Raw genomic sequence first — 18,846 nt, forward strand, 5'->3', positions numbered from 1 at the left:
ATATATGACCCTGTGTCGCAGTGGCTGGCGGTCATCAAACCCTGCCCGTACCCGAATCATTGCCGCCACTAGAATGACCTTTGTGACTGTACGGCCAGAATCGAGCGAGCAACACCGCAGCAGCACTGTGCTGCATGCGGTGCTTTGGGATATGGACGGCACACTCATCGATAGTGAAGTCGAGTGGACGCGCGCCCAGTCGGCGCTTCTTGAACGGTTTGGCCTGCCGGCACTCACCCCCGCAGTCGAAGCACAGTTCGTTGGTGTCGCCATTGAACAGGCTGCGCTGCGCTTCCAAGAACTCGGTGTCCCGCTATCGACCGACGATATTGCCCGCGAAATCACCGACGATGTGGCCAGACGCGTCGCCGCCGGAGTGAATTGGCGTCCCGGTGTCGCCGATCTCCTTACTGAACTGCAGGCGGCGCGTATTCCCATGGCAGTGGTCACCAACTCAAGTCAAAGCATCGTCGATGCCATGCTCACACGCCTGCCCGGCCACGGTTTCACCGCGGTGGTGACAAGTGAACGGGTGACCAACCCCAAACCGCATCCCGAACCCTATGAACTGGCCGCAGCAGATCTTGGTGTGACACCCCGATTTGCGGTTGCAATTGAAGACTCACCGACGGGTGTGGCGAGCGCCGTTAGTGCCGGCTGTACTGTGCTGGCAGTTCCCCACGGTGTCGGCATTGCCGCGGGTGACAGCTACCACGTGCGCCCGACACTTGCCGGGATGGGAATTGCTGAACTCGAGCAGCTGCTGGCAAACCCGATCCAGTAGGCGCCGTGGGGCTGTCGCTGCTTTGCCGGCCCGCTCACCATTAGCCACAACGAATGAGGACGATGACTGAACCACAACCGGATGCCACCATCCCCGCCAGCTTCGATGTGGTCTATCCGCCCTCGGGGCCGCTGCGCGATGGCGAACGTGTTCAGCTGACCGGGCCCAAAGGCCGGATGAACACCATCTGGCTTACAGCGGGGGAGCAATTCCACTCGACCAACGGGTCAATCGCCCATGACGAGCTCATCGGTGCCCCCGACGGCTCGGTGGTCGTTTCAACAACCGGCCACAGCTTCTTGGCCCTGCGACCGCTGCTTGAAGACATCATTCTGTCGATGCCTCGTGGTGCCGCAGTGATCTACCCGAAGGACGCTGTGCAAATTCTGGCGCGTGCAGATATTCGCCCCGGTTTGCGCGTGGTCGAGGCCGGTGTCGGTTCGGGTGCGCTCTCGCTGTGGCTGCTGCGGGCCCTCGCGGGTCGCGGTGAACTGCACAGTTTTGAACGCCGTGCCGATTTTGCTGATGTTGCCCGCGGCAATGTCGCCAGCTACTTCGGCGGCGAACCCGAAAACTGGCGCATCCACCTTGGCGACCTCGGCGAGCAGCTGCCCAAAAAATGCCCACCCGCAAGCGTGGATCGTGTCGTGCTCGACATGCTCGCGCCCTGGGATTGCCTGGATGCGGTAACCGAGGCGCTCATCCCTGGCGGCGTGCTCGTGTGCTACGTCGCCACCGCGACACAGCTCTCGCGAGTTGCCGAAGCGATTCGCGCCACCGGCGTGTACACCACACCGAGCGCCGACGAAACCATGATTCGCGGCTGGCACCTTGAGGGGCTCGCGGTGCGCCCCGAACACCGCATGGTCGGCCACACCGGGTTTTTGCTGACCGCCCGCCGACTCGCCCCCAACACGCAAACCCCGCAGCAAGCACCCCGAGCCAATAAAGCGGTTGGCTCCAGCGTCGACTGGGAAGCTTGGACACCGTCGGACCCCGCCGCTTGGACCGAGCAGGCTGTGGGTGTGCGAACCGTGAGCGATAAGGTCTTGCGCAAGCGCGCCCGCGAGGCACAGCGTGCCGCGGCTCGCGCGGTCGCCGCCGCGGTCATCGCGAATGGTGAAAAGCAGGCGGACACCGACGGCGGCGCGATCACCGAACTTGCCACCCACCCGATGACGCCAAGACCTGACACAATGACAAGCGCCGCTGACCCAGTCAACGGTGAAACCGATGAACGCACCACCGAGAACGGGGACAGCCAGTGACAGGTCACCAAATTCGTGCCACTCGCAGCGCTGCAGCGGCGGCGATCGCACTCACCGCGATCGGTCTGGCGGGATGCTCCCAGCTGCCGGCGAGCGACAACGCCAGCGCCTGCATCCCCACAGATCGATTTGCGGTCGAACGCGCGGGCGAGGGATCTGGCCCGGTGATCACGGACAACGGAATCGCGACGTTCACCATCGATATTCGCGACGATAAGGGCCAGCTTGTTGCCGAAAACCAGGCGGTGCGCACCGACCCCAATACCGGTGAACCGGCGCCCATTCCACTTGCTGGGCTCACACCCGGCCTGAGCGAAATGCTGCGCTGCTCGCAGGCTGGGCAGACCATCAGCGCCGATATTCCGAACAGCGAGTTTTATTCAGACGCCGCTATCGCCAGCGGTCAAGTGGCGGCCGATGGCGAACAGCATCTCACGGTGCACGTGTCGAAGGTGTACCACTCGGCTGCCTCGGGCCGTATTGCCCCACAGCGCAATGGAATTCCCGCCGTGGTGAATGCCCCGGACGGTGGTCATGGCGTGACCATGCCGAAGGAACCGACACCTACCGACCGCCGTGTCGCCGAAACGATTTCGGGATTCGGCGAAAGCGTGCAGCAGAACGATCTGGTTGTCGTACAAATGTCGGCCTACACGTGGGGCACCGGAGAAGAGCTATTTAACAGCTGGACCAATGTCTCAGAGGCCATGGTGCTTCCGGCAGCACCCGGGCAGGTTTACACCCTCGGGGATGCGCTCATTGACCGGCGCATTGGCAGCCAGATCGTTGTTGTGGTGCCGGCTGCCACGCTAGAAAAAGAAGCCGCTGCGGGTCGCCAGCCATTCGGTTATGGGGATGCCGTGGTATTTGTTGTCGATCTGCTTGGAAAGGTATAGCGAATTGTCGAACTTCTATCCAGTTCGTGCACGTCGCCTTGGGCGCGTGGTTGCCGCCTGTGCCGCAACAGCCCTCGCATTCACGCTCGCCGGATGCAGCGGCACCGATACCGGCGATGGTGCTGACGGCAGCAGCACCGAGGCAGCGCAGGGCACCCCGGCGCTTGACACTGCCACTGTGACCGGCGGCTTCGGCGAAACTCCCGAGGTGACCGCTGGCGACTCGGCAAAGCTCACCGACCAGGTTGAGCGCAAGGTGCTCGTTGAGGGAGATGGCGCGCCACTGACCGAAGACATGTATCCGGTGCTGAAAGTAGCGACCTTCGATTTTGGTAGCGGCGAGCCGCTGAGCGACTACGCCTCACTGCCGGTGCAGAGCACCCTGGCCGAGTTGCAGCTGCCCGAGCCAGTGCACTCGGGCTTGCTCGGCACCCCGTCGGGCTCACGCATCGTTCTGCTCCCGCCGGCTACCGAAGCGGCGCAGAAGCCGGGCTCGCAGCAGACCCCGATGTACGTCATCGACGTCATCGGCGTCGAAAAAAACCAGGCCGCAGACGGCAAACCGGCCGAAAACTCCATCGATTTTATCGAGGTGAGTGACGGCGACGACGGTTCGCCCCAGGTGAAAATTGCGGCTGATGCACCGAAACCAGCCGAACAGCTCATCAGTACGGTGCTACAGGGCGACGGTCCCGAGGTTGGCGCCGGTGACGAGGTTGTGGTGCAGTACCGTGGTGTGCTGCTCGACGGCACCGAGTTCGATTCGAGCTGGGCTCGCGGCGGCGTGCCCACGATGTTTTCGACCGACGGTGTGGTGACGGGTTTTGCGGATGCGCTTGTCGGCCAACAGGTGGGTTCGCGCGTGGTGACCGTATTCCCGCCCGAGCTCGGTTATGGCGATCAAGAAACGGGCTCGATCCCGGCAGATTCACATCTCGTGTTCGTCGTCGACATTCTTGCCGCCTACCCGAAGACCACCGATCAATAGTGATGCAAACGGGGCAGCAGTGACGGATGCGGTTGCGCCGAATAGTCAGCGGCACCTGCGGCTGCTCATGCTGCTCAGCGGCAGCACAACGCCGCTGAGCAGTGATGAGATTTTTAATTCAGTGAGCGGTTACCGACACGATCCCGGAAAATCTCCAGCCAGCACAGACGCGCTGGAAAAGCGGCTGGCGCGCGACCGTGAAACACTCACGGAGCTCGGTTTTCCGGTGACCACGGTGGTTGATCCTGATGCACCGGGCGACCGATCCCGATGGCGATTTGCCCTCGACCGCGCCGCGGTCACGGCTTCATCGGAACCGGTGCCGCTCACAATCAGTGCCGAGCAGCTGCTGCTGCTCGATGCCGCGGCCAGGGTTTGGGACGCTGCTGGTATTGCGGCAGACGCGCGGCGCGCCTATCTGAAATTACTTGGCAGCAGCGAGGCCGACTCGGCCGCATCCGAATTACCGCAGATCACCCATGTGCGACGAACCGGCGGGGCTTTTGCCGCACTGCGCGACGCTATTGCCCTCCGACACGATGTGCGGTTTGACTACGCAAAGCCCGGCACCGCGGCTCCCGACACGCGTTCGGTCGCACCCCTGCAGCTGGTGCAGGTGGAGGGACACTGGCTATGCAATTGTTTCGACTATGCGCGTGACGACGAACGCAATTTTTTGTTGCGTCGCATCGTCGGCGACGTGACACTAACCGGCGCGCGCAAAACCACCTATGAGCCGTCAACCAATCTCGCCGCCAAACTGCGCGCGCTGGGGGAGCAGCAGGCAGCCACGGTGACCGTTGCTGAGAGCTCACGCGCACAGCAGGCACTCAGCCGCCGGGCACTCGACACTGTCACGCATGCCGACGGCGTCGAGCTGCGCATCCCGAGCTGGGATCATGAACTACTCGCCGACGAACTGGCTGCATTCGCAGCCGATATTCGAGCGATTTCGCCCGAATCGTTGCGAGAACGCGTTCGGTCACGGCTCGCGCGTGTGGTGGCCACGCACCACGGCGGAGGTGACCGTGGCGAAATTTGATGCGCTGACAGCAGCCGCTGTACTTGAACTGCTGCAACGTCACGAAGATGGCCTGCCGCTGCCAGAGCTTGCCCGCCGGATCAACACCAGCGTCGAGGCCACACGCAAGCTCATTGATTATCTATGGACACTCGGTGTGCCCGAACCAGACGGGTTTGAAGATCCGTACGGAATGTTCGATTTTGACTATGACGACTACGAACGCGACCATATTCGGCTCACGCATAATCCGGTGGAAACGTTTGAATTGCCGCTATCGCCGATCGAACGGGTGACGGCGCTCATGGGGTTGTTGCAATTGCTGCCGTTTGCGGATGGCGCCCAGCAGGATGCGATTGCGCAGCTCGTACAGCAACTTGATCCGACACAGAGTGTGACGCCCGAAACCGGCGTAAGCAGTGAACTTGGCGTGATCAAGGCTGCCATTGCGAACGGACATCAGCTGCAACTCGGCTATCGGGCGGAATCTTCCAACCGTTTCACCGAACGCACTGTTGATCCGCTCCGCATCGAAGCCCGAGACCGCTACGTGTATTTGAATGCCTGGTGCAATTGGCGCGACGAACAGCGATGGTTTCGCGTCGACCGAATTGAGTCGATTACCGAACTCGACACACCGGTTGCCAAGCATCCCAAACGAGTGCTCGAGGCACCGCTGGTGGTCAACTCGCCGGAACTTATCGAGGTTGAGTTTTCTGCCACACCGCTCGGGCTGGAAATACTCGGCCCCTACCTGTCGACTACTGGCCGAGCTGAAACAGCTGCTGATGGTCGCCACCGAGTGCTCGTGGGGATGCGCAGTCAACAGCTCGTGACGCGACTGGTGTGCGAAAACGCCGGAGAGATCGAGGTGGTGGGCCCGCCGTCGGTGCGACAAGCCGTGTTTGACGCGGCGAGTGATCTGCTTGCCACAGACCTGTTCGCCCCCGACGAGCCGCTCGCACCACAGCGCGAACCTCGCGTAGACTAGCCGGACTATGGCCTGGTGGATGTGGCTTTTAATTTGGGTGGCGCTGACGGCGCTGCTGGTTGTCGTGCTCTTTTTCAGCGGCAGAGCGCTTTTTCGCGCGGTGATGGGCACCGGCGAGGAAGGGAGCCGACTCTTGGACGCGATTGCGCAGCTCGAAATCTCCGACGAGGATGTGCAGATTCACCCAACCCCCAACGCCATAGTGCGTGGCCGTGCCACCGTGGCCGCCGAGCGACGCGAGTTCACTATCGCGCGCGATGCACGGCGTGAACGGCGCCGGGAAGCTAAAATTGCCCGGGCGCGGGCACTCATTGCTGCAGATCCGATGCAGTACGCATACCTAACCGAATACAAACGGCGAGAGGCTTAGATCAACTATGTTCCAAGGATTGTCGGGCGCGCACTTTTTGGTGCTGCTGATCATCATCCTGCTGCTGTTCGCCGCGCCGAAACTTCCGTCGCTGGCCAAAAACCTCGGCCAATCAATGCGAATTTTTAAGAAGGAAGTTCGCCAGATGCGCGACGACGACGCGCCCACCGGTGGCACCGTCAACAACGAAGCCGAAAAAACCGATAGCGACCGCAGCAGCGCAAGCGACAACACACAGAACTAACGTTCGTGAGCGACACGGCGCGCAAAACGCGGCGGTCGGCATCCAAACGCCCGCACTATTCGCGTAAACGGAACCCGGAAGGCCGGATGAGGCTGGCCGATCATCTGATCGAGTTCCGCAACCGATTCATTATTTGCCTGATCGCCATCGTCGTTTCGATGGTGATCGGATTCATCCTGTCTGAACCGGCGCTCGACCTCATTCGTCGACCGATCCTCGCGATCGCCCAAGAACGCGGCGGTCGGGTATCGATCAACTTCACGAATGTCACCACCGGCTTTGATCTGCGTCTGCAAATGGCGCTCACACTCGGCGTGGTGATCGCATCACCGGTGTGGCTCTACCAGGTGTGGATGTTCCTCATGCCGGGCCTAAAAAAGACCGAGCGCCGCTATGCACTGGGGTTTTTGGGCACCGGCATACCGCTATTTCTTGCCGGCGTGGTGACTGGTCTGGCAATCCAGCCGCGCATCGTGCAGGTGATGACGAGTTTCGTCCCCTTTGAAGACACCGTCTTTTACGACGCAAAAACCTACTACTCGTTCGTATTGACGCTCTGCCTTGCCGTCGGTATCGCCTATATTGTGCCGGTGCTACTGGTGATGCTTGACCTCGCCGGCGTGCTTACCGGTCGGCAAATCTTGGCCGGCTGGCGATGGGCGGTGCTGATTACCGCACTCTTTGCGGCTATCGCAACTCCGGCCGCGGATGTGATCAGCATGCTGCTGCTGATGGTGCCGATGGTGCTGCTGTACTTTTTGGCGGCGGGCGTGGCGTCACTATTCGATCGCGCGCGCGTGAAGCGGCGCAAAAAGATCGAAGCCGAAATTGAGGCCGATATCGCAGCGGAAGCGACGGCGGTGCCTAATCCCGAGCCGGTCGATCAGGATGGCACCGGCAGTTCTGATCCGCGAACGGGTAGGTTCGAAGCGTGAATCTCAGCCCCTCCGAACGCTATGCCCGGGCCGCCGAGCGTGCCCGCCACCCAGAAACGGAGCTGTTTCGGTCGGGGCAGCGATTCGATCTCGACGACTTTCAGATAGCGGCTTGCCACAGCCTCGAGGCGGGGCATTCGGTGCTCGTTGCCGCTCCCACCGGTGCTGGGAAAACCGTGGTTGCCGAGTTCGCGGTGTTTCTCACCATGCGCGACCCGCACGCCAAGATTTTTTACACCACCCCGATTAAGGCGCTGTCGAACCAGAAGTACCAGGAGCTGGTCGCCGAATACGGCGCCAGTGAAGTGGGCCTACTCACCGGCGACACGAGCATCAACCCGCAAGCCCGCGTGGTCGTCATGACCACCGAGGTGCTGCGCAACATGATCTATGTTGGCAGCGATCTGCTCACCGACCTCGCCTATGTGGTCATGGATGAGGTGCATTACCTTGCCGATCGATTCCGCGGTGCGGTGTGGGAAGAGGTCATCATTCATCTGCCGAGTGAGGTGCGCCTCGTTTCGCTTTCGGCAACGGTTTCGAATGCGGAAGAGTTTGGCGACTGGCTGCAGACGGTGCGTGGCGATACTGATGTGATCGTCTCCGAACACCGCCCCACGCCGCTGTATCATCACGTTTTGGTCGGCTCGCGGCTGCACGATCTTTATGCCGAGAAAAGCGGCAAGAAAAAGCGGCGCGTGAATCCCGACCTGCTGCGAGCGGTGGGAGCTTCGCGCGCGCCCAGTAGCAGGCGTGGTCGCGGGGGAGGGCACCGGCGGCCCGCGGCTCGGCTCGATCGAGGACCATTTGTCGAACTGCTGGACGAGGCGCAGCTGCTGCCGGCCATCTTTTTTATTTTTTCGCGTAACGGCTGCGACGATGCGGTTCGGCAGGTGTGCAATTGGGGAGTTCAGCTCACCACGCGCACCGAACGTGACGAAATTCGCTGGATCGTCGATGAATACACCCGCACGCTGCTCGATGAAGACCTCGGGGTGCTCGGTTTTTACCAGTGGCGTGAGGCGCTCGAGCGGGGTGTTGCCGCTCACCACGCCGGTATGCTGCCAATTTTTAAAGAAGTGGTTGAGGTGCTTTTCCAGCGCAAACTGCTGAAAGTGGTGTTTGCCACCGAGACGCTCGCACTCGGAATTAATATGCCGGCGCGCACTGTGGTGCTCGAGCGGCTCGAAAAATTTAACGGGATTTCGCGGGTGCCGATCACCCCCGGCGAATTTACGCAGCTGACCGGTCGCGCCGGGCGCCGCGGAATCGATGTGGAGGGGCACGCCATCATCCAGTGGCGTGAAGGGATGCAACCTGAATCGGTTGCGGCGCTCGCATCCAAGCGCACCTATCCGCTCAATTCTTCGTTCCGGCCGACCTACAACATGACGGTCAATCTCATTAACCAGTTCGGCCGCGAGCGAACTCGGCGAGTTCTCGAGTCGTCGTTCGCACAGTTCCAGGCCGACCGGGCGGTGGTTGATCTGGCACGTCGAGTGCGACAACAGCAGGATGCGCTCAGCGGCTATGCCGAGTCGATGCGCTGCGAGCGTGGCGACTTCATGGCGTATTCGGCGATCCGCCGCGAACTCACCGATGTTGAACGACAGAAGGTATTGCCGGGTGACCACGGCGCCCGCGATGCCCGCAGTAGGCGGCTTGCCGCGCTACGTGACCAGCTGCGATCGCATCCCTGCCACCGCTGTCCAGAGCGAGAGCAGCATGCCCGCTGGGCCGAGCGCTACTGGCGGCTACAGCGCGACACCGACCACCAGCTGCGCGAAATTGAGCGGCGCACGGGGGCTGTGGCCCGCGTATTCGACCGCCTCACCGAGCTGCTGCTGCGTCGCGGCTATCTTGAGTCGACCGCCGACACAGATGCCGGTGAGCCCACCATTTCCGCCACCGTTCACGGTGAACTGCTGCGGCGCATCTTTGGCGACCGTGATCTGCTGGTTGCCGAGTGCATCCGTCGCCAGCTGTGGCTGAAGCTGGATGCGCAGCAATTGGCCGCCATGTGCTGTGTGCTCACCTACGAGCCGCGACGTGACGAGGTGAACCCACCGGTCGGGCACCTGCCCAAGGGTGAATTTCGAACCGCGCTCGCGCGCACCGAAGAGCTTTGGGGAGAGCTCGACGAAATCGAAGACGAACTGCGGGTCCCGCGCACCCGGCCGCTGGCGACCTCGCTCGCCAAACCAATGTTCAAGTGGTCAAGCGGTGCCCCGCTCGAACGCGTGCTCGAAGATGCTGAAATGTCTGCGGGTGACTTTGTGCGCTGGAGCAAACAGACCCTCGATCTGCTCGATCAGCTGGGAACGGTCGCCACCGGCAATCTCGCTCGCACCGCCCGGCAAGCATCCGAGCTGGTGAGGCGCGGCATCGTTGCCTACACGGGCACCGAGCAATAGTCCGCACCGTGTCTGCCGAAATACCGTGACCGCCGAAGTACTGTGTTTGCCACGATGACTGCACGATTTACGCTGCCAACCGCGACCACACCGGCTGCGCTGCTGGCCGCGTCAACCGCTGCGCAATTACTGGCGGCGTCCTATCCCGGCTGGGCGCTGTGGGTGCTTGTCATACCGGCAGTGATGCTCAGCCTGTGGTCGGTGCGCGGCCGCTCCACTGCCGGCGCGGCGGGCTTGGGGTTCATTACCGGGCTGGTGTTTTTTCTCGTGCACGTGTCATGGAGCAGCGAGTTTTTGGGCCCAATACCGTGGATTGCGCTCTCGACCTTTATGGCGGCGTGGTGGGCAGCCGGCCACGCGCTCATCGCGCTGCTGTATCGGCGGCGGCAGGGACGGAACATTGCGCTGACAAGCATCGGTGTCGCTGGTCTGTGGATCGCTCGCGAAAGTCTTTCAGCAACCGTTCCCTACGGCGGATTCGCCTGGGGGCGTATCGCCCAATCGCAATCGGCCGCGCCGAGCGTTGAACTCGTTTCTTGGCTCGGCTTTGCGGGGCTGGGATTCGTGTTGGTCGCATTTTGTGCGTTCGCCCTCGAGCTGTTCATGCTGCCGACGACAACGAGCCGCGCCTTCGACGAGTTCGGAAAGCCGGTTCGCCCACCGCTCGGCTGGCCGGCGCGCGGTGCCGCGCTGGCGGCACTGGCGCTCGTGATCATCGGCGCCCCGCAGTTCCCGCTGCCGCAAACCGGCACGGTGCGGGTGCTGGCGGTGCAGGGTGATACCCCCGGCGCGAGCTATTTCATCCCCTCAGATCCGGGCGAAATCATGGTCGCGCACGCCGAGGCAATGTCGCAGCTGGCGGAAGACACCGAAGTGGATGTGATCCTCTGGCCGGAGGGGTCGGTCGACATCAGCCCATTTGAATCGACACGGGCTGCGGCATGGCTGAGCGAACTTTCGGCGGCGTACGGTGCCCCTATCCTGGCGAATACGGTTACCCGCACCGGCGATTGGAACGACCCCGAAACCCGCTATTTCAACACCCAGTTCATTTGGACCGCGGCAGGAGCCGGCGCCCAGCAGTATGACAAGGCGCATCCAATTCCGTTCGGGGAATATGTGCCCGACCGCGAGTTTTACCAACTGCTTGCACCGGACCTCATCAATCTCATTCAGCGTGAATACACGCCGGGAACGCGACCCAATGTGCTGAGCGCGGCCGGGCACCAGTACGGCGTGTTCATTTGCTATGACATCGTTGACGACCGGCTCGCCCGCGAGGCCATCGACTACGGTGCGGAACTGCTTTTGGCACCCACCAATAACGCCGATTTTGCCCGCACCGACGAGTCGGCACAGCAGCTGGCAACCGCGCGACTGCGGGCGGTTGAATCGGGCCGCACGCTCGTGCAGGCATCGACCGTGGGATGGAGCGCCGCCTACGGCCCTGACGGCAGCGAATTAGCGGCACTCGATTGGTACCAGCCGGGAATATTTGTCGTGGATGCGCCAATCACCACGGGCGTAACGCCCGCTATTGCGTTCGGGTCGGCAATCGAAGTCCTGATCGGAGGAGCGGGCGTGGTGCTGCTGATTATGAGCAAACCGCGTCACGAGCTCGGTGATAAACGAGCCGCTCGTCGACGCCGGGAGCGGCATTAGCCCGCCGACACCACCTCGAGGGAGGGGAGTCGGCTCGGCAGTGCCCGCTGGTTAAACCTGGCTACTTTTTCTTTTTCTTAGCCGCCTTGGCTTCGGCTTCTTTTTCGGCGCGGGTCTGTGCCTGCGGGCGCCCCTCGATATCAATCACGCGCGTGGGGGTTTCACCGCTGCGGCCCGTGGTCTGCGGAGCACCAGCGGTGGGTTCGCGCTGCTCACGATTCTTGGTGCCGCGACGCTCACGCAGATAGTCGAGGCGCACCTGCAGTACCTCTTCGAGGTCTTCTTTGGTGCGGCGCTCGAGCAACATATCCCAGTGGGTTCGCTGCGGTTTTTGCTCCGGGGGAGTGTAGGGCACCTCGTCGCCATCGGCGTCAAGCAGGCGTCCCTCATCTCCGGTCTTTGGCGATTCCCACACCTCGGGAGCCTCGGCATCGGCCGCGAAGGTTACGATGAAGCGCTCACCCTTCTCGGTCTGATAGGTGCGCAGCTGGTGGTCGACCAGCACCACACCCTCATCGCTCTGCAGGCTCTGCGCGCCCAGGCGCATTCCACGAAGACTGCGGTCTGCCATAGTTCCGGCTCCTCTCCGCCTCAAGTCATGCTTTGGATCAATCCGCGCTGATACGAAATGACCCGACGCCCAAGCCTACCTGGCTTTCGCTCAATGCCGGGTGAGTTTTGCTCACGCGCCGGTCAAGGAGTCGCCACGATCAATGACTTTTCGCGCCAGCGCTGTTTCATCGGTGATGATGCCCGCTACGCCCGCCGCAAGCAAACGCTGCATGAGCTCGCGATCATTGACCGTCCACACGTGCACCTCCCGGGCATGTTGCAGGTAGGCATCCAAAAGTCGTGGTGACACAAGACTCAGCCGACGCACCGCGGGCGGAATCTGTACCGCATCCGCACCCGCTAGCGCCCGGCGCAGCAGCCGCTGCGAACGTGCCGCAACTGCCATAACGGCGAGTAGCACTGCCTGCTGTCCGGTGCCGAAAAACGCATCCGGCAACAGTTTGCGCAGCGCATCGATAGTGTGCTGGTCAAAAGAAGTGAGCAGCACCCGTTCGCTGGCGCCGGCGTCGCGAATGGCCCCAGCCGTCGCCGTGATTGCTGTCGGAGTTTTGACGTCAATATTGAAGCGCGTGCCCGGAAACAGGTCGAGTGCCTCGCCAAGCTCGAGAATGTGGTGCGGTCCGCGTCGGCGTTGCTGCAATTGCGCGAGGGTGAGCGAGCTGATCGCTGTGGGGGTGTCATCCCAGCGTGCCAGCACCGGATCGTGCCAGAGCACCGCGCGATTGTCGGCGGTGACGTGAACATCGGTCTCGAGCACGTCTGCACCGGCCTCGAGTGCCGCGTGAAAAGCTGCCGCTGTATTTTCGGGGGCCGTTGACGATTCGCCGCGGTGAGCGATCACTCTCGGCGTTGGCTGATCAAAATAGTGCACGCTTCCAGTGTGCCGTGTGCGGATAAGAGATCGGTAGACTCGCGCTATGGAATCAAATGCGACCAACCCTCTTGCCGGCCACGATGTCGCTGGCAAACGCGTACTTGTCACCGGATCCTCGCGAGGTGTCGGAGCTGACACCGCCCGCTATTTTGCTGAGGCCGGCGCGAGCGTGGTGATCAACTACCGAAACAAGGCGGCTCGGGCCGAAAAACTCGTTGCTGAATTTGCCGGATATGACGGCGACAGCTTCGCCGTCGGCGCCGACCTCACCGACACAGATTCGGTGGCAGCGATGCTAGCCGAAGTGAAGGCGCGGCTGGGCGGTCTCGACATACTCGTGCTCAACGCATCGGGCGGTATGGAACAAAACATGGGAGCCGACTACGCACTCCGGCTTAACCGTGACGCACAGGTGGGGATGCTCAACGCTGCCCGTGAGCTGATGGGTGCCGGCGGCCGAGTCGTATTTGTCACGAGCCACCAGGCGCACTTCATCCGCACGACTCCCACGATGGACGCCTATGTGCCGGTGGCCGAGTCGAAGCGTGCCGGTGAGGATGCGCTGCGCGAAATGATCCCGTCGCTGGCCGAGCAGGGGATCGAGTTCGTTGTGGTTTCGGGCGACATGATTGAGGGCACGATCACCGCAACCCTGCTGAACCGGCTCGAGCCGGGCGCCATTGAGGCGCGTCGTGAAACCGCCGGTCGGCTCTACAATGTCGCCGAGTTTGCAGCCGAAGTAGCGTTGGCTGCCGTTGAACCAGTGCCGGCCGACAATACGCGTCTGGTTGGCGACGTTTCGAGTTTTAACGCCGAATAGCGACCCCATATGGGCGAGGTTCAAACCTTCGACGAGAGTCTCCACTCTTGAGAAAGTTTGAACCTCGTCCTTTTTCTTTGCCTGCTCGGCTCAGTTGAGCGCGTTGCCCTGGGTCTCGATGTCGCAGAGTGCTTCGTATGACGGCTGGTACTCGACCCGCACTTCCCGGTCCTCGTCGATGAAGATCTTCCGGAAGAACGCCTGGTTGCACAGTCTCCTGTTCTGGTTGTCGCACCGGCTGTAGATCAGCGAGACGTTCGCCAGCAACGCCAAGCAATCATCCAAGTTCTCGCGGGCTGCCGCGTACTCGTCGTGATGCGCGGACAGCCTCCCCTTGATGTCATCAAGCCTGGCTTCGATCCGCATCTGCTCTTCCTTGAGCAGCTCCAGCGAGATCGCACCATAGGCTTGCCGCAGGCCACACCGGAGAGGAGCACCACGATGTCGACTGTGATCGAGGTGTACCCGTCGTCGCCGCACTTGCCAACGTTCAAGGAACTCGCCGACGCGGTCCAAGCCGTGCTAGTCGAGCACCGGTCCGCCCCGTACCTGGCGAAGATCATTGGCGAGGTCTCGGATGTGGAGCTGCGACCGCACATTGAGCGGGTCATGGAGATGCCCGGCGGGAAGCGCTGGGCCAGGTTCGATGAAGAGACGGAGACGTTGAACCTTCGCGGCGACGACTACGGGTGGCTCTCGTTCCCGGTGATCGAGTACGCCTTCGACTTCTACTTCGACGACGACGTCAACGAGTTTGAGGACGTCCCACACGCGGCGGTGATCGCCGACTATGCCGACCGGGCAGCGAAGATCGGGACTCTGGCCGGGTTCCCGTTCGAGAACGCCGCCCACGTGGAGCACTGCTGGTTCTTACGAATGCAGGCAGCGCAGCCTCTCCAGACACGCCTTCTCGCCGGGTACGTAGCTGTCGCGCTCGCGCGCCTCACCGAGGGGTTCATCTTCTCCGACGATGGCGGCATCGACTACGACCGCGCCCCAGCCGACCCGGCGACGTTCCTGACCTGGTACCCGGAGTGGATCACACGCGACATGCTCGGACCGTCTAGCGACGGCCCGAGCATTCAGAAGTAGCAGCGTCAGAGCGTACGCGAAGGCTGATTCTCCCGCCGCGCGGGCTGCACGGGTGCAGAGCCGAAGATCTGCGTGAGTGCTGCACTGCCTCCGAGTCTGGCGAGGTCTTCGATGTCGCTGGCGTGCGCGATCAGGTGCGCGCGGTCTTGCTGGAGCAGCATGTTGGTGCCGTTGCTCGCCGCGCTCAGCACCGAGCCGGGCACCGGCTTCGACGATCACGGTCGTCTCCGAGAACGCGGCGAGCACACGGGCAGGGTCGAGGAACCGCTGCCGCGTCGGCTGCCCACCCGGAGCGACCTCGGACACGATGAGCCCCGCGGATTCGATCCGTTCGAACAGATCCGCGTGCCCGGAGGGATACGGCCGGTCGATGCCCGACGCGAGTACCGCGATCGTGTTCCCGCCTGAGGAGATTGCGCCGCTGTGAGCTGCGCCCTCGATGCCATACGCGCGGCCGGAGACGACGGTGTACTTCGCGTAGGCCAGGTCGCTCGTCAGCATCCGGGTAACTTCCTCGCCGTAGCTCGTCGCCGCCCGCGCTCCATCGAAGGTGACCATCGAATACGGCTCCACACGGAGCAGGTCGATGCTGCCTCGCGCCCAGAGCCCGTACGAGGTCCGGCTACCCAGCTCCTCCAACTGCCTCGGCCACTCCGCATCAATCGGCGAAATGAACCGATATGCCTCGACTTCGGCGATGATCCGGGCGACGGTGTCGACACCCATACGGTTGTGTGCATGTTCCCGCCAGAGCGCCGCCTGCACCGGAGTCATGCCCGGGACGTCGGTACCGCTGTCCATCAGGGCGACGGTCTCAACGGCCCCGACCCGGGCGAGCAACTGGCCCGTGGGTGCATCGTTCGCGGTGCCAACGATGGAGAGCACCATCCGGGCGGAATGTTCCTCACGGGCGAGATCAGTGAGCGTAGACATCAGCGGGGGGGGGGGCTCCTTCACGATCGGTCTTCGCCCCATAGGTGCGCAGCGAGTTCCGTCCGCTGTCTCACCGAGCTACGCGATACTCGCCCTTCGGATGGCGTGGCGTTCAGCCACACGCACGCGCGCCAGAAGCACCAGCGATACCGGGCCGTAGAGGAGGAACTTGAACGCGTTCCAGACGCACACGACCATCACCGGGTAGAGCCACTTGGAAGCATCGTGCTCGACGAGCACGCTCATGAGCGCTGCGAGGTAGAAATAGACGACGGCAAGCAGCATCGCCGGGATGCCCCACTTCAAGCCGCGGCGGCTGCGGAGCTTGTCGAGCACGATGTTCGTCGGCATGAGCCGCCGCATGAACGCGCGGACGTATAGGCTGGCGATCCAAATGAAGCGAAGCATGGGAACAGTCCTCTCCTGTCGGGAGGCGACAGGTAGTAGAAGGACCGTTCGACCGGAGCCGCACGTCGTGCCATCACGACGAGTGATGGCGTAGCGGGTAGAGGTCGCCTACTTCCAAGCTACGCCTGAACTTCTACCGAGGCAAGAGCCGCCGATACACTGACCGCATGGGCGAGGAAGATACTCACGACAGCGGCGCAGAAGGTAAAGGGTCGTCACAGTTGAGTGGCTTTTCGGCACACGTGTCGCCCCAGCTTCAGACACAGATCAACCGCTCGATCGGCATCATCAAGGGCTCCGCACTCTCGGGCCTGAAAATGCCAAATCTAGGTCTCAACGCGTCGCTGTTCAAAGACATGGGCTCGACGGCCAAGATCTTCGAGTCGCAACAAAAGACGTTGGCCTCGATTCTCAAGACTAACTCGGATTCTATATCGCTCATCAAGGGCGCAGGCATCAAGATGCCACAAGGCGCAATGTCTGCGCTCAAGCTGAACCAGGATTTCCTCGGCTCATACACACAGTCGATCCTCAATAGCGTCGATCTTGGAGTCTCAGACACCGTTAGTCGCGCCATTGCGCAGTTCGCGTCAATACAAGCTGATTGGCTCAAGCATCTTGCCCCTACGCTGGCGAACCTGAAGCGAAGTTTCTATCCTGAGAACCTTCAGCCCATCGATGGTCTTCGGTTTGAATCTGTCGAAGAGATCGTCATGTCGGATGGAATCCCGCTGTATGGAGTTCCACGTACGTCGATTGCGCAGGCGCTCCTCGAAGCAGATGGTCGCGGCAGACGACGCGAGATACTTGGACGTCGATGGCGCTCGATTTCTGAAGACTGCCGCGTCGTGCTCGATAGTTGTCAGTCCTTGGCAACTAAGGCGTTCAGGGATTCGGCGCGTGCGGCGTTGGATGCTCTGGACGCTGGGTATTACCAAGCAGCACAGGCACTGGCCGGGTCCATCATCGACGCGATCCTCAACATGTACTTCGGTAGCGAGAGGACGAAGTACACGCCGCACCCTGCTGGCAAGCGCACAACGGCAGCCTACGAAGAATTCGGTAGTCGTCAGTTCATCGCGTTCGCACCAATCTGGACTACCTACCAGCAGTTCCACGTCAACCAGGGCGACAGCATACCGAGCACTTTTAGTCGAAACGCAACGGCCCATACCGTGAGCCCGCGTCAATACAACCGCCGCAATGCGATTCAGGGGTTGATGGTCGCATGCAGTCTGATCCTCCGCGTGCATGAGGAGCACGAGGCACGCCGCGGCTAAGTCACACACCCGCGGAGCGTGAAAAGTTCACTGTCCCAGGAAAAGCTTGCCGATTTCGATCAATGAACCGGAAATCACTTCAGAGGAGATCGAAAGCCCGAGTGCTACGGCTCCTGTGCGCACCTTCGACAAGAATCCCCGTGCCCGTTCCGACTCGACCGACTTTTCGCTGGCCACAATTTCAACGAACTCTTCCGCGTCTTCAGCAGAGAGGCCAAGTTGCGTAACCTGGCGAAGGAACTCATCTCTATTTCCGAGCAGCTTGGCTTTCTGAGAAATGTTCGACCCTGTAGCTACGCTATTTCCACTGCCGTAGATGTTGTTTGTCGTGTTGAACACAACCGGAGCCAGGGAAGGCTCCGTAGACAACGATGGTCCACCGACAGTTCCCGCCTCAGGGAACTGAGTCTGAAGAGCAAGACCGAACTCCATCGCCTTGTTTCGGATCGTGTCGATGATCCCCATCAAAGACTGTCGCGGGATGGAGTTCCAGGCGCTGAAGAGTCCGTAAAACTCAATTCCGAAGATCCCCGCTTCCTCGTAGCGCTTGACTTCCCACGCAGGCCAATTCAGCTGCGGGTCATCGTCACCAGAAGCAAACGCTTGTAACTCCGCCAGCGGCTGACGCATCCGAATAGTGAACTGGTCAATGAAGTCGGGATGCGGCGGGAGCGGCTGCTTGATTTGGCTCTGAAAGGGGCCGGTAAATAGACCTGTTACCGAAGTGATCGTCGAGCGATAGGCAGGAAGGTCCGTTTCATCGTCGTACCCTGCAAGCTCCCGTTTCGTCCACTCCGAAACGTCATCTGCACCAACTCGCGTAGCCGCGATCTGTACCTTTCGGAGAAGATTGACTGTGCTGACAGAGTCATCCGTAGCACCGTCAATGATCTGATCGAGAAGCGTCTGCACTGAGTCCTCCTATTGCACTGAGCGGGCTGTCCCAGCCTACTTGGCACCTACGACAATCGAGCTGGCTCCTGACGCCCCTGAGGCGCTTCCCGACAGACGCACTTCGGAATTTCGTCGTACCGCTCCAGCGTCTTCCGCACCGAGTCGCGGCTGGCCCCGATCGAGCGGGAGATCCCTCGAAGCGATTCGCCTTGGCGGAACAGTCGAACGGCCTCGGCAGCCACCCAACCGTGGAGCCCGGCCGAGCGCCGCACGACGCCGTTGTCGGTGAGGTGCCGGGAGACGGTGGCGCGGTGCACCTCGTACGTGACGGCAAGCTCCGTGACCGTCGCGCCGCCGAGGTAATCGTCGACGAGCTGGTTCACCTGAGCGGGGGGTGAG

Annotated in this window: 20 protein-coding genes and 1 pseudogene; 14 read left to right on the top strand and 7 right to left on the bottom strand. The window is 61.7% G+C overall.

Going from position 1 to position 18,846, the window contains the following annotated elements; translation table 11 throughout:
- The first annotated feature begins 82 nt into the window (after positions 1 to 82).
- The 11 genes from JMV54_RS00935 (at position 83) to lnt (ending at position 11,573) form a co-directional block, all read left to right on the top strand.
- Positions 83 to 784: an HAD family hydrolase gene (locus JMV54_RS00935; protein ID WP_201517002.1), complete on the top strand. Its 702-nt coding sequence runs from the start codon at positions 83 to 85 to the stop codon at positions 782 to 784.
- Between the two features lie 62 nt (positions 785 to 846).
- Entirely contained in the window at positions 847 to 2,052 is a 1,206-nt protein-coding gene (locus tag JMV54_RS00940) for a tRNA (adenine-N1)-methyltransferase (RefSeq protein ID WP_201517003.1), read from the top strand.
- A complete protein-coding gene (locus JMV54_RS00945) occupies positions 2,049 to 2,948 on the top strand; it encodes an FKBP-type peptidyl-prolyl cis-trans isomerase (protein ID WP_201517004.1) in 900 nt (299 codons plus the stop codon). The genes JMV54_RS00940 and JMV54_RS00945 overlap by 4 nt, the downstream gene beginning before the upstream one ends.
- A 4-nt stretch (positions 2,949 to 2,952) precedes the next feature.
- Entirely contained in the window at positions 2,953 to 3,936 is a 984-nt protein-coding gene (locus JMV54_RS00950; protein ID WP_201517005.1) for an FKBP-type peptidyl-prolyl cis-trans isomerase, read from the top strand.
- 19 nt (positions 3,937 to 3,955) lie between these two features.
- The gene (locus JMV54_RS00955; protein ID WP_201517006.1) at positions 3,956 to 4,978 is read left to right on the top strand and encodes a helix-turn-helix transcriptional regulator; all 1,023 of its coding nucleotides are present in this window, start codon (positions 3,956 to 3,958) and stop codon (positions 4,976 to 4,978) included.
- The gene (locus JMV54_RS00960; RefSeq protein WP_201517007.1) at positions 4,965 to 5,948 is read left to right on the top strand and encodes a helix-turn-helix transcriptional regulator; all 984 of its coding nucleotides are present in this window, start codon (positions 4,965 to 4,967) and stop codon (positions 5,946 to 5,948) included. The genes JMV54_RS00955 and JMV54_RS00960 overlap by 14 nt, the downstream gene beginning before the upstream one ends.
- 7 nt (positions 5,949 to 5,955) lie before the next feature.
- On the top strand, positions 5,956 to 6,318 hold the full coding sequence (locus tag JMV54_RS00965) for a hypothetical protein (protein ID WP_201517008.1): 363 nt from the start codon (positions 5,956 to 5,958) through the stop codon (positions 6,316 to 6,318).
- A gap of 7 nt (positions 6,319 to 6,325) precedes the next feature.
- Complete coding sequence (locus JMV54_RS00970) at positions 6,326 to 6,562, top strand: twin-arginine translocase TatA/TatE family subunit (RefSeq protein WP_201517009.1); 237 nt, start codon at positions 6,326 to 6,328, stop codon at positions 6,560 to 6,562.
- Between the two features lie 5 nt (positions 6,563 to 6,567).
- Positions 6,568 to 7,497: a twin-arginine translocase subunit TatC gene (tatC, locus tag JMV54_RS00975; protein WP_230972746.1), complete on the top strand. Its 930-nt coding sequence runs from the start codon at positions 6,568 to 6,570 to the stop codon at positions 7,495 to 7,497.
- A complete protein-coding gene (locus JMV54_RS00980) occupies positions 7,494 to 9,911 on the top strand; it encodes a DEAD/DEAH box helicase (protein WP_201517010.1) in 2,418 nt (805 codons plus the stop codon). Before tatC ends, JMV54_RS00980 begins: the two co-directional genes overlap by 4 nt.
- A 54-nt stretch (positions 9,912 to 9,965) precedes the next feature.
- Positions 9,966 to 11,573 carry an apolipoprotein N-acyltransferase gene (lnt, locus tag JMV54_RS00985; RefSeq protein ID WP_201517011.1) on the top strand — a complete coding sequence of 536 codons (1,608 nt, stop codon included), beginning with the start codon at positions 9,966 to 9,968 and terminating at the stop codon, positions 11,571 to 11,573.
- A gap of 61 nt (positions 11,574 to 11,634) precedes the next feature.
- Here lnt and JMV54_RS00990 read toward each other — a convergent pair whose 3' ends face one another.
- Positions 11,635 to 12,144, bottom strand: a complete 510-nt coding sequence (locus tag JMV54_RS00990; protein ID WP_201517012.1) for an RNA polymerase-binding protein RbpA — start codon at positions 12,142 to 12,144, stop codon at positions 11,635 to 11,637.
- 111 nt (positions 12,145 to 12,255) lie between these two features.
- Complete coding sequence (locus JMV54_RS00995) at positions 12,256 to 13,017, bottom strand: glycerophosphodiester phosphodiesterase family protein (RefSeq protein WP_201517013.1); 762 nt, start codon at positions 13,015 to 13,017, stop codon at positions 12,256 to 12,258.
- A gap of 46 nt (positions 13,018 to 13,063) precedes the next feature.
- On the opposite strand from JMV54_RS00995, the gene JMV54_RS01000 reads away from it, so the two are divergent.
- A complete protein-coding gene (locus JMV54_RS01000) occupies positions 13,064 to 13,840 on the top strand; it encodes an SDR family oxidoreductase (RefSeq protein ID WP_201517014.1) in 777 nt (258 codons plus the stop codon).
- A 90-nt stretch (positions 13,841 to 13,930) separates the two neighbouring features.
- Here JMV54_RS01000 and JMV54_RS01005 read toward each other — a convergent pair whose 3' ends face one another.
- Entirely contained in the window at positions 13,931 to 14,206 is a 276-nt protein-coding gene (locus JMV54_RS01005; protein ID WP_201517015.1) for a hypothetical protein, read from the bottom strand.
- 75 nt (positions 14,207 to 14,281) lie between these two features.
- On the opposite strand from JMV54_RS01005, the gene JMV54_RS10650 reads away from it, so the two are divergent.
- Complete coding sequence (locus JMV54_RS10650; RefSeq protein WP_230972747.1) at positions 14,282 to 14,932, top strand: hypothetical protein; 651 nt, start codon at positions 14,282 to 14,284, stop codon at positions 14,930 to 14,932.
- A 246-nt stretch (positions 14,933 to 15,178) separates the two neighbouring features.
- On the opposite strand, the pseudogene JMV54_RS10805 reads toward JMV54_RS10650, so the two are convergent.
- A pseudogene (locus tag JMV54_RS10805) lies at positions 15,179 to 15,907 on the bottom strand (DNA-processing protein DprA); the annotation flags it as partial.
- Between the two features lie 36 nt (positions 15,908 to 15,943).
- Entirely contained in the window at positions 15,944 to 16,273 is a 330-nt protein-coding gene (locus tag JMV54_RS01015; protein ID WP_201517017.1) for a sulfate permease, read from the bottom strand.
- 167 nt (positions 16,274 to 16,440) lie between these two features.
- On the opposite strand from JMV54_RS01015, the gene JMV54_RS01020 reads away from it, so the two are divergent.
- Positions 16,441 to 17,553, top strand: a complete 1,113-nt coding sequence (locus JMV54_RS01020; protein WP_201517018.1) for a hypothetical protein — start codon at positions 16,441 to 16,443, stop codon at positions 17,551 to 17,553.
- A gap of 27 nt (positions 17,554 to 17,580) precedes the next feature.
- Here JMV54_RS01020 and JMV54_RS01025 read toward each other — a convergent pair whose 3' ends face one another.
- Positions 17,581 to 18,465 carry an AbiTii domain-containing protein gene (locus JMV54_RS01025; protein WP_201517019.1) on the bottom strand — a complete coding sequence of 295 codons (885 nt, stop codon included), beginning with the start codon at positions 18,463 to 18,465 and terminating at the stop codon, positions 17,581 to 17,583.
- 47 nt (positions 18,466 to 18,512) lie between these two features.
- Positions 18,513 to 18,830: a hypothetical protein gene (locus JMV54_RS01030; RefSeq protein ID WP_201517020.1), complete on the bottom strand. Its 318-nt coding sequence runs from the start codon at positions 18,828 to 18,830 to the stop codon at positions 18,513 to 18,515.
- Between the last annotated feature and the right edge of the window lie 16 nt (positions 18,831 to 18,846).

Source organism: Gulosibacter hominis (assembly GCF_904842695.1).
Taxonomy (GTDB): Bacteria; Actinomycetota; Actinomycetes; order Actinomycetales; family Microbacteriaceae; genus Gulosibacter; species Gulosibacter hominis.

Coding starts and splice junctions, on each gene's coding strand:
- JMV54_RS01020 (WP_201517018.1), top strand. CDS start 16,441: ATGGGCGAGGAAGATACTCACGACAGCGGCGCAGAAGGTAAAGGGTCG.
- JMV54_RS00940 (WP_201517003.1), top strand. CDS start 847: ATGACTGAACCACAACCGGATGCCACCATCCCCGCCAGCTTCGATGTG.
- JMV54_RS00990 (WP_201517012.1), bottom strand. CDS start 12,144: ATGGCAGACCGCAGTCTTCGTGGAATGCGCCTGGGCGCGCAGAGCCTG.
- JMV54_RS00970 (WP_201517009.1), top strand. CDS start 6,326: ATGTTCCAAGGATTGTCGGGCGCGCACTTTTTGGTGCTGCTGATCATC.
- JMV54_RS01015 (WP_201517017.1), bottom strand. CDS start 16,273: ATGCTTCGCTTCATTTGGATCGCCAGCCTATACGTCCGCGCGTTCATG.
- JMV54_RS01005 (WP_201517015.1), bottom strand. CDS start 14,206: ATGCGGATCGAAGCCAGGCTTGATGACATCAAGGGGAGGCTGTCCGCG.
- JMV54_RS10650 (WP_230972747.1), top strand. CDS start 14,282: ATGTCGACTGTGATCGAGGTGTACCCGTCGTCGCCGCACTTGCCAACG.
- lnt (WP_201517011.1), top strand. CDS start 9,966: ATGACTGCACGATTTACGCTGCCAACCGCGACCACACCGGCTGCGCTG.
- JMV54_RS01000 (WP_201517014.1), top strand. CDS start 13,064: ATGGAATCAAATGCGACCAACCCTCTTGCCGGCCACGATGTCGCTGGC.
- JMV54_RS00965 (WP_201517008.1), top strand. CDS start 5,956: ATGGCCTGGTGGATGTGGCTTTTAATTTGGGTGGCGCTGACGGCGCTG.